The sequence below is a fragment of the Cupriavidus sp. 05T313 genome (assembly GCF_056396665.1).
Genome location: NZ_JBFTLX010000047.1, coordinates 23,609 through 33,748 on the forward strand (window position 1 = coordinate 23,609; position 10,140 = coordinate 33,748).

The 10,140-nt window shown below is 67.7% G+C and carries 10 protein-coding genes; 9 read left to right on the forward strand and 1 reads right to left on the reverse strand.

Annotated features, from left to right (window positions below; all coding sequences use genetic code 11):
* Window positions 1-8: 8 nt before the first annotated feature.
* The 8 genes from AC1DKD_RS13270 (at window position 9) to AC1DKD_RS13305 (ending at window position 8,163) form a co-directional block, all read left to right on the forward strand.
* Entirely contained in the window at window positions 9-944 is a 936-nt protein-coding gene (locus AC1DKD_RS13270) for an SDR family oxidoreductase (RefSeq protein WP_477111551.1), read from the forward strand.
* Window positions 941-2,512 (forward strand): acyl-CoA synthetase, encoded by a 1,572-nt coding sequence (locus AC1DKD_RS13275; RefSeq protein WP_477111550.1) that lies wholly within the window; start codon window positions 941-943, stop codon window positions 2,510-2,512. The genes AC1DKD_RS13270 and AC1DKD_RS13275 overlap by 4 nt, the downstream gene beginning before the upstream one ends.
* Before the next feature lie 70 nt (window positions 2,513-2,582).
* The gene (locus tag AC1DKD_RS13280) at window positions 2,583-3,740 is read left to right on the forward strand and encodes an acyl-CoA dehydrogenase family protein (RefSeq protein WP_477111549.1); all 1,158 of its coding nucleotides are present in this window, start codon (window positions 2,583-2,585) and stop codon (window positions 3,738-3,740) included.
* Window positions 3,741-3,792: 52 nt separating this feature from the next.
* Window positions 3,793-4,794 carry an acyl-CoA dehydrogenase family protein gene (locus tag AC1DKD_RS13285; RefSeq protein WP_477111548.1) on the forward strand — a complete coding sequence of 334 codons (1,002 nt, stop codon included), beginning with the start codon at window positions 3,793-3,795 and terminating at the stop codon, window positions 4,792-4,794.
* On the forward strand, window positions 4,791-5,462 hold the full coding sequence (locus AC1DKD_RS13290) for a hypothetical protein (protein WP_477111547.1): 672 nt from the start codon (window positions 4,791-4,793) through the stop codon (window positions 5,460-5,462). Before AC1DKD_RS13285 ends, AC1DKD_RS13290 begins: the two co-directional genes overlap by 4 nt.
* A gap of 21 nt (window positions 5,463-5,483) precedes the next feature.
* Window positions 5,484-6,278, forward strand: a complete 795-nt coding sequence (locus AC1DKD_RS13295; protein WP_477111546.1) for a crotonase/enoyl-CoA hydratase family protein — start codon at window positions 5,484-5,486, stop codon at window positions 6,276-6,278.
* 25 nt (window positions 6,279-6,303) lie between these two features.
* Window positions 6,304-7,326, forward strand: coding sequence for an NAD(P)H-dependent flavin oxidoreductase (locus AC1DKD_RS13300; RefSeq protein ID WP_477111545.1), 1,023 nt, complete (start codon window positions 6,304-6,306; stop codon window positions 7,324-7,326).
* Between the two features lie 135 nt (window positions 7,327-7,461).
* Window positions 7,462-8,163, forward strand: coding sequence for an alpha/beta hydrolase (locus AC1DKD_RS13305; protein WP_441630441.1), 702 nt, complete (start codon window positions 7,462-7,464; stop codon window positions 8,161-8,163).
* 55 nt (window positions 8,164-8,218) lie between these two features.
* Here the strand turns inward: AC1DKD_RS13305 and AC1DKD_RS13310 are convergent, their stop codons facing one another.
* The gene (locus tag AC1DKD_RS13310) at window positions 8,219-9,163 is read right to left on the reverse strand and encodes a LysR family transcriptional regulator (protein ID WP_477111544.1); all 945 of its coding nucleotides are present in this window, start codon (window positions 9,161-9,163) and stop codon (window positions 8,219-8,221) included.
* A gap of 246 nt (window positions 9,164-9,409) precedes the next feature.
* Here AC1DKD_RS13310 and AC1DKD_RS13315 point away from each other — a divergent pair.
* Window positions 9,410-10,140: CaiB/BaiF CoA transferase family protein (locus AC1DKD_RS13315; protein ID WP_477143363.1), on the forward strand; the 731-nt coding region annotated here is incomplete at its 3' end.

Sequence of the window (10,140 nt, forward strand, 5' to 3'; positions counted from 1 at the left end):
GATTCGCCATGCAACAGCTTTGCAAGGATCGCGTAGTCGTTATCACCGGCGCTGGCCGGGGCCTCGGGCGCGAGTACGCGCTGGAGTTCGCGCGGCAGGGCGCCAAGGTGGTTGTCAACGACCTGGGCGGGAAGGGCGACGGTTCGGGCGCGGCCAGCGGACCCGCGCTGGAAGTGATCGCGGAGATCCGCGCGATGGGCGGCGAGGCCCTGGCCAACTTCGACGACGTGGCCGACTGGACCGGCGCGAAGAACATGATCGACGCCGCCATCCGCGAGTTCGGCGGGCTGGATGTGCTGGTCAACAACGCCGGCATCCTGCGCGACCGCACGCTCGTCAACATGACCGAGGAAGACTGGGACTCGGTGATCCGCGTGCATATGCGCGGCACCTTCGCGCCGTCGCGCCATGCCGCCGCCTACTGGCGCGAGGAGTCCAAGGCGGGCCGCCAGCGCGTGGCGCGCCTGATCAATACCAGCTCGTCGTCGGGCCTGTACTGCAACGCGGGCCAGGCCAACTATGGCGCGGCCAAGGCGGGCATTGCCGCCATGTCGGTGATTGCCTCGCGCGAACTGGACCGCTATGGCGTGACGGTCAACGCGATCTACCCGACCGCGATGAGCCGCCTGACGGAAGACATCTTCGCGGCCAGGCGCGCCGAGTTCACCGCCGGCGCCGCGCCGGGCTTCGATCCGCTGGACGCCGGCAACGTGGCGCCGCTGGTGGCATGGCTGGGCAGTACCGAATCGAGCGATATCACCGGGCGCGTGTTCGGCGTGCGCGGCGGCCGCATCACCGTGGCCGAGGGCTGGCATGCCGGCCCGCGCATGGAAAAGGAAGGCCGCTGGCTGGCCGAAGAACTGGGCGCGAGGATTCCCGGGCTGGTACGGCAGGCCGCGGCCAACGCCGACACCTCCGGCGAGATCCCGGGAGTGACTCGATGACCAAGACCCCGAAATACCTGGGCGACCACGCCGAACTGACGCCGGAAAAGCCCGCGGCAATCAACGGCTCCACCGGCGAGATCCTGACCTATCGGGAACTCGACGCGCGCTCCAATCGTTTCGCCCAGTGCCTGTACGCGCTGGGGCTGCGGCGCGGCGACCACATCGCCATGGTGCTCGAGAACAATATGCGCTGCTTCGAGCTGTGCTGGGCGGCGCTGCGCTCGGGGCTGATGATCACCCCCGTCAACCGCTTCCTGACGGCGGCGGAAGCGGCCTACATCATCCAGGACAGCAACGCCCAGGTGGTGGTGACGTCGTACGCCATGCGCGACCTGGCGGCGCAGCTCTCCGGCCAGATGCCCACCTGCCGCCTGCAACTGATGATGGATGGCACGATCCCCGGCTGGGACAGCTACGAGGCAGCCACGCAGGCCTGTCCCGCCGAGCGCCTGGCCGAGGAATGGATGGGAGCCACCATGATCTACAGCTCGGGCACCACCGGGCGGCCCAAGGGCATCATCCGCAACCAGCCCAACGGCATGGTCACGGAAGGCTCCGGGTCGGCGCGCCGGCCGCAGTTCGAACGCTACGGCTTCGACGCGCGGACCATTTACCTGTCGCCGGCCCCGCTGTATCACACCGCGCCGCTCGGCTACGGGCTGGAAACGCAGTTCTGCGGCGGCACCATCGTCTTCATGGAGAAGTTCGACGCGGTGGAAGCGCTGCGCATGATCGAGCGCTACCGCGTGACCCACAGCCAGTGGGTGCCGACCATGTTCATCCGCATGCTCAAGCTCGAACCGGCGCAGCGCCAGGGCTTCGACCTGTCCAGCCACCGTGTCGCCATCCATGCCGCGGCGCCGTGCCCGCAGGACGTCAAGCACCAGATGATCGACTGGTGGGGGCCGATCCTGCATGAGTACTACGCGGCCACCGAGGGCAATGGCGTGACCACGCTCGATACGCAGCAATGGCTGGCTCACCCCGGTTCGGTCGGCAGCGCCTTGCTGGGCGTCCTCCATATCTGCGACGACGAGGGCAATGAGCTGCCGGTGGGGGAAACCGGCATGGTGTACTTCGAGCGCGAGCAGCTCCCGTTCCACTATCACAACGATCCCGAGAAGACCCGCTCGGCGCAGCATCCGGTGCATCCGACCTGGACCGCCGTCGGCGACGTGGGCCGCCTGGATGCGGACGGCTATCTCTACCTGACCGACCGCAAGGCGTTCATGATCATCTCGGGCGGCGTCAATATCTATCCGCAGGCTATCGAGGACGCGCTGGTGGTCCACCCTAGCGTGGGCGACGCCGCGGTGATCGGCGTGCCGAACGCCGAGATGGGCGAAGAGGTCAAGGCCGTGGTCGAGCCGGCCAGCGGCGTGGTGCCGTCGGAAGCGCTGGCCGAGGAACTGCTGGCCTACCTGCGCACCAAGGTGGCCCGCTACATGGTGCCGCGCTCGATCGATTTCATCGACGCCATGCCGCGCCTGCCGACCGGCAAGCTCTACAAGCAGCCGCTGCGGGAGCGCTACTGGAATGCGCCCGTACCGGCGCGCAAGACCTGAATAACGATGCGGCGGGCCGGCCGCGCTGTAGCGCCGTGCCATCCGCCCGCACCGAAACCTGGAGCAAGAAGTGAGCAACCTGCTTGATGCCTTCCACCTTACGGCCCTGCCTCCCGAGGCCGAGGCCTTTCGCGCGGAAGTGAAGGATTTCCTCAAGGAAAGCCTGCCACCCGCGACCGCCGATATCCGCGCGCGCTCGTGGCTGGGCTTCGACGCAGCTTTCAGCCGGCGCCTCGCCCAGCGCGGCTGGGTCGGGCTGACCCTGCCCGCCAGCTACGGCGGCGCGGGCATGGATGCGTTCAGGCGCTTCGTGCTGGTGGAGGAACTGCTGGCCGCGGGCGCGCCGGTGGCGGCCCACTGGGTGGCCGACCGGCAGAGCGGTCCGCTGATCCTGAAATACGGCAGCGAGGCGCAGAAGGACTTCTACCTGTCCCGGATCTGCGCGGGCACGGCGTTCTTCTGCATCGGCATGAGCGAGCCGAACGCCGGTTCGGATCTGGCCAGCGTGCGCACGCGCGTCACGCGCTGCGAAGGCGGGTGGCGCCTGAACGGCCGCAAGATCTGGACCACCAACGCGCATCACTGCCACTACATGATCGCGCTGGTGCGCTCGTCCGGTGTGCCGGAAGACCGCCAGAAGGGCCTCTCGCAATTCATCGTCGACCTGTCGCTGCCCGGCGTCAACGTGCGGCCCATCGTCGACCTGACCGGCGACGCGCACTTCTCCGAGGTGACCTTCGACGACGTCTTCCTGGCCGACGGCACGCTGATCGGCAACGAGGGCGGCGGCTGGGAGCAGGTCACGGCGGAACTGGCCTTCGAGCGCAGCGGCCCCGAGCGCATCTACTCCAGCATCGTGCTGATCGATTGCTGGGCCGGGCACCTGCGCCGGCACGGCGCCACCGACGCCGATACCGTTTTGCTGGGCAGCTTCGCCACGCAACTGGCCACCTTGCGCAGCCTGTCGGTGGCGGTCACCGCCAGGCTGGTCCGCGGCGAAAGCCCGATTGTCGAGGCGGCGCTGGTGAAGGACATCGGCACGGAGTTCGAGCAGGCCATCCCCGCGCTGCTGGAAGCCGCCATTGCCGCGGACCCCGGGCAGGAAGTGGATGCCGAGCTCTATCGCACGGTGGCTTACCTCAGCCAGATCTCGCCGACATTCTCGCTGCGCGGCGGTACGCGCGAAGTGCTGCGCGGCATGATCGCGCGCGGCCTGGGCTTGCGCTGAAGCACGCGGCCAACGCATACGGCTAATGCCTACGATTTAGAAAGAGAGACTCATGTTCACCGAAGCCATTGAGCAAATCCTGCGCGACCGGGTCACACCGGAAGCGGTGCGGGCAATCGAGAAAGGCGCGGCGCCCACGGCGGTCTGGGACGCGCTGGATGCGGCGGGTTTCCTGGAACTGCTGGCGCCCGAGGCCGAAGGCGGCGCGGGGCTGCCATTGCCGGCGCTGGCGCCCATCTTCACCGCTTTCGGGCGCTATGCCTTGCCGGTGCCTGCGGCGCAGAGCATCGCGGCGCGGGCGCTGTTGCGCGACGCCGGCGTGCCGGTGCCTGCCGGCATGATCACCCTGGCCGGTGCCTGCCGGCGCACGCCGGACGGCGTGCTGCGCGCGCCGCTGGTGCCGTTCGGCATGACCAGCGACCATGTGCTCGCGAACGTGGACTGCAGCCTGCTGCTGCTTGACGCGACGCAAGCGCAGCGCGTGCCCACCGGCGTGCGCGGCAGCCTGTGCGGCACGCTGAGCTGGAACAGTGACGCCGTGCCTGCCGCCCTTGGCGGCAATGGCGAAGAGGTTCGTCTGTTCAGCGCGGCGATCCACGCGGCCGCTATCGCCGGTGCCCTTGACCGGGTGTTCGGCATGACCCTGCAATACTGCAATGACCGCTCGCAATTCGGCAAGTCGATCGGCAAGTTCCAGGCGGTGCAGCATCACTTGAGCGTGATGGCCCAGCATGTGGCATCGGCGGGCATTGCCGCCGAAATGGCCTTCAGCGATGCGGGCCAGGTCCCGGCCCGGCTGCCGGCAGCCATGGCCAAGGCGCGCACCAGCATGGCGGTGCCGCTGGTGGCAGCGGCGGCGCACGCCCTGCATGGCGCCATCGGCGTGACCGAGGAATACGATCTCCAGCTCTACACGCGGCGCCTGCATGAATGGCGCGCGGCCGATGGCGCGGAGACGTTCTGGAACCGCATGGTCGGTGAAGCGCTGCTGGACCGGGCGCAGGGCTCGGTGGCGGATTTCGCACGGACGACGCTCTGCGCCGTGCCGGCATGAGCGCGCGCAGCCGGGCCGCCGGGCGGCTGCTGCCGATCCTCAGCGAACTCCGGATGGAAGTTCGCGCGCGCAGCCGGCTCGCCCACAAGCTCACGCTGAAGCGCACGGCGAATGGCACGGAAGACTACTACGCCCATCTGGCCGGCTTGTTCGATCGCTGGATCGAGGACAGCGACTTCCATACGCGGGTGGTCTGCTTCGCCTCGGCGACGGAGTTCGGCATGGCGATGCAGCACCATGCCGAACGCTGCCAGGCCGCGGCCCAGGAGAGCGGATCGGATGCGCTGCGCGCGCTGTTCTGGGCATCGCTGCGCCGTATTCAGGCGCGGCGCGGCCACGCCCCTGACATGCGCGCGCCCGCGCCCCCGCCGTTGGCCGCCAGCCCGGAGGCGGCACCGCCATTGCAGGACCTGTGCGCGCGTTGCGAAAGCCTGCGCCACGACGCGCGCTGCGCCGATGGCCATGCCGCGCTGCGGCCTGTCGGCGACGTCCGCTGGCGCAGCTTTGGCGCGGGCGTCGTGTGCCAGACCAAGGAACATCAGTGCCGCGCCTGCAACACCAGATGGACCCGGCGCTGGAGTGTGTCGGATCCGTTCACGGGATGGACAGTGACCCGCCATGCCGCACCCATTCACCACGATGGAAGCATCGTATCAAGCAGCGATTGACGCCGCGAGGAGAACAAATCCATGTCCGATTTTCTGAAGTACGAGCAGGAAGGCCACATCGTTACGCTGACCATGAACGAGCCGGAACGGCGCAATCCCCTGACCGGCAACACGGCGGTACCGGAGTTCCTGGCCGCCGTCGACCGGATCCAGGACGACCGCTCCGTGCGCGCCGTGGTGATCACCGGTAGCGGCGCGGCGTTTTCGTCCGGCGGCAATGTGCGCGACATGGGGCGCCATGCCTCCGGCGAGGTACCTGGCATGGAGATCCGGCAAGACTACCGGCGCGGCATCCAGCGCCTGCCGCTGGCGCTGTTCAACCTGGAGGTGCCGTTGATCGCGGCGGTCAACGGGCCTGCCATCGGCGCGGGGCTGGACCTGACGTGCATGTGCGACATCCGCATCGCGTCGGAGCAAGCCAGGTTCGCCGAGAGCTTCGTCAAGCTGGGCATCATTCCCGGCGACGGCGGCGCCTGGCTGCTGCCGCGCATCATCGGCCTGTCGCGCGCGGCGGAGCTGACCTTTACCGGCCGGATGATCGATGCGCGCCAGGCGCTGGAATGGAACCTGGTGTCGCGCGTGGTACCGGCCGGGGAACTGCTGCCCACCGCGTACGGCATCGCGCAGGTGATTGCCGCCAACCCGCCGCACGCGGTCCGGCTGGCCAAGCGGCTGCTGCGCGAGGGCATGCACACGCGGCTGGACACGCTGCTGGAGATGTCGGCGGCCTTTCAGGTCCTGTCGCACCAGACCGAGGACCATCGGGAAGCGGTCTCCGCCTTTGTCGAGAAACGTTCCCCGTCGTTCGAGGGATAAGCATGGCGCAAGCCATCGTCATGCCATGACAGAATCCAGCTTTCGCACGCGCATCACCGATCTCTTCGGCATCCGCCATCCGCTGCTGCTCGGCGGCATGCATCACCTCGGCGAATCCGGCATCGTCGCCGCGGTGGTCAACGCGGGCGCCATGGGGTTTATCACCGCGCGCTCGTTCGACAGTGTCGACGCCTTGCGCAGCGATCTGCGCCGCTGCCGGGCGCTGACCAACGGCCGGCCGTTCGGCGTGAACCTGACGCTGTCGCGCCGCCCGGGCGCCAACAAGGACGTCGCCGCGTGGATACAGGCCGCGCTGGCGGAGGGCGTGCGCCACTTCGAGAGCGCGGGTTCGTCGCCAGGGGAACTGGTCGATGCCATCCATGATGGCGGCGGCATCCTGATCCACAAGTGCCCCAGCGTGCGCCATGCGCTGAGCGCGGAGCGGCTTGGGGTGGACGCGATCGCGCTGGTCGGGATGGAAGAGGGTGGCCATCCGGGAGACAACCAGCTGTCGGCGTTCCTGAATGGCGCCTTTGCGCTGGAACAGATCCGCATCCCGCTGGTGATCGGCGGCGGTATCGGCAACGGCCGGCAGATTGCCGCCGCGCTCGCGCTGGGCGCCGACGGCGTTGTCATGGGCAGCCGTTTCATGGTCGCGTCGGAGATCATCGCGCACGATGCCCTGAAGCAGAGAATCGTGGCGTCCGATGCGGGTTGTTCGACCGCGATCCTTGCTTCGCTCGGCGATACGTGGCGGGTCCTGGTCAATGACGCGGCGCGCGAGGTGCAGCGGCTGGAAGCCGGTGGCGCGCGCCGCCATGCGGAATTTGGCGACCTGATCCTGTCTTCGCGTACCCGGCAGCGGGTCTACCAGGATGGCGATGTCGAAGGCGGGATCGTCTCGCTGGGGCCCGCCGGCGGCTTTGCCGATGGCATCGTGCCGGCGGCGGAGATCGTTGAGCGGCTCATGCGCGATGCGGCGAGTGCAGCACGGATGTTCGCCGGGCGCTTTGCCTGGGCGGCTCCCGGGCATGTTTTCCCGGCTTAGACCGCGGTTCAATCGTCTAAGCTAGTCAGCATACGGTTCCCGAGGGATTTGGGTCCGGTAGCTTGTTCCATGGTTACGGCATTGTTGTGCGGGATGGCAGCCCCCGATCTTCATGCTGCCAAACGGAGAAAGGATATGACCAAGTCTCGGATGAACATTGTTCTTGTGCATGGTGCCTGGGGCGATGCCTCGCACTGGCGGGGCGTCATCCCCTTGCTGCACGCCAAGGGCTACCACGTGGTCGCGGTGCAAAACCCCCTGACGGGGCTGGCCGACGACATTGACCGCACGAGCAAGCTCGCCGCGGCACAGGAGGGTCCGACCTTGCTGGTGGGGCATTCCTATGGCGGCGCGGTCATCACCGGCGCTGGCCACGCGCCGAATGTGGCGGGCCTTGTCTATGTCGCCGCGTTCGCGCCGGATGAAGGGGAAAGCCTGGGGAGCATCTTTGCACGGCAAGCGCCGCCTCCGGGCGCCGCGCATATCCGGCCGGACAAGGAAGGCTTCCTCTGGCTCGATCCCGTGGCCTTCAAGGAGAGCTTTGGCGACGACCTGGATGACACGGACGCCCTGGTGATGGCGGCGACGCAAAAGCCTATCGCAGCACGGTGCTTCGAGGATAAGTCCGGACCGCCGGCCTGGAAGACCAAGCCTGCCTGGTACCAGGTGTCGGACAACGACCGCATGATCCCGCCGGAGGCCGAGCGCTGGATGGCGGAACGCATGCAGCCGAAGAAGACGATTTCGCTTGCGGCGAGCCACGCTTCGCTGGCGTCGCATGCGGGAGAGATCGCCGATCTGATCGATGAGGCCGCCCGCTCGCTGGAGGCGAAGTAGACGCGCCTGACGCAGCGCTTGCCGAGACCATCGGCAGGCAAGCGGGGACGGGCAGTCAGGGGACGGGATGCGTCAGCCCGGCGCATCCCGTCCCGTCCGCCACGGTCCCGAGCGGGAACTCGCGCTCCGCCAGTTCCCGGAAACGATGTGCCGCCTGGCTTTCAAGGCCCGGGCGGTGGACCAGCGCCAGGCCGATGGATGCCGCCAGCGGGAAGTCGGTGAAGGGCCGGTAGACGATGCCGGCGCTCGGCCAGCGTTTCACGATGGACGGCACCAGGCCAACCCCGAGCCCGCTTTCCACCAGTGCCAGTACGGTCTGGATCTGGATGGCTTCCTGCCTGACGCGCGGCAGGAAGCCCGCGAGCTGGCAGGCCATCATGGCCGCGCTGTGCAGCCCGGACCCTTCGTCCGGGGCGTACATCACAAAGCGCTCCTGCGCCAGTCCGGCCAGCGGCATGGGTCCTTCACCGGCCAGCGGGTGGGCGCGCGGCAGCGCTGCCACGAACTGGTCGTGCTCCAGCTGCAACAGTTCCGCGTTGGCGCGCCTGAGCAAGGGCGTGCGCACCAGGCCCACATCGAGCGCTTCCTCGTCCAGCATCTGCATGATGCGCACGGAAGTGGATTCGCGCAGGACCAGCTCCACACCGGGGTAGTCGGCGTGAAAGCGGGACACCAGGCGCGGCAGCAACGCAAGGGTGGCGGAGCCGACAAAGCCGATGCGCAGAACGCCGCCGGTGCCGCAACTGGCGGCACGGGCCACTTCGCTCAACTGCCCCCCGTGAAAGAGGATAAGACGCGCTTCGGCCAGCGCGGCGCGGCCGGCGGCGGTCAGCGTGACGCCGCGCGCGTCCCTGGAAAACAGCGTGATATCCAGCTCCGCCTCCAGCTTCTGGATCGAAACCGACAAGGCGGGCTGCGCGATATGCAGGCGTTCGGCGGCGCGGTGGAAATTCAGCGTTTCGGCCAGCACGACAAAGTGCCGTATGCGTCGGAGATCCATCAGATCGGGGACTTCGCTTAGAGGGGACTTCGAAGGGAACATGTTAGTCCGCCGCGCGGGCATTACGCATCCGGGTTAGCCCGATAGCGCAACGACGTGCCCGGTGGCGGCACGCGGCGCGATAACGATTGTCTATCGGCCGCGCGCAAATCGGTATTGGACGCTGTCTTGCGCGCTGACTAATCTGGCGCGACGTTCGATGACAGATTCGATGACAGATGCAATTTTTGGCGAGGACAGACTGACATGATGAAAGCGCTCGGACATATCAAGGTGCTCGACCTGACACGCGTGCTGGCAGGCCCGTGGGCCACGCAGAATCTCGCCGACATGGGCGCGGACGTGATCAAGATAGAGCGGCCGGGCGGAGGCGACGACACGCGCGCTTATGGCCCGCCGTTCCTGAGGAACGCGCAAGGCATGGAAGCCGCCGATTCGTCGTACTTCCTCAGCGCCAATCGCGGCAAGCGCTCGGTCACGGCGGACCTGGCCTCGCCGGAAGGCCAGGAGATCGTGCGCGAACTGGCGCGCACGGCGGACGTGCTTGTGGAGAACTACAAGGTGGGAACGCTGGCACGCTACGGCCTTGCCTATGAAGACCTGCGCGCGCTGAATCCGCGCCTGGTCTATTGCTCCATCACCGGCTTCGGCCAGTCCGGGCCCTATGCGTCGTTGCCCGGCTATGACTTCGTGTTCCAGGGCATGAGCGGCCTGATGAGCATCAGCGGCCTGCCGGACGGCGAGGCCGGAGGCGGCCCCGTCAAGTCCGGCATCGCCATCAGCGACCTGCTTACCGGCATGTACGCCAGCACCGCCATCCTGGCCGCGCTGGAACACCGCAATATCAGCGGGAGCGGCCAGCATATCGACCTGGCGCTGCTCGACTGCATGGTCACCATCGGCTCCTACCAAGCCATCAATTACTTCCTGTCCGGCAAGATTCCGCAGCGCATGGGCAATGCCCACTCCAACATGGT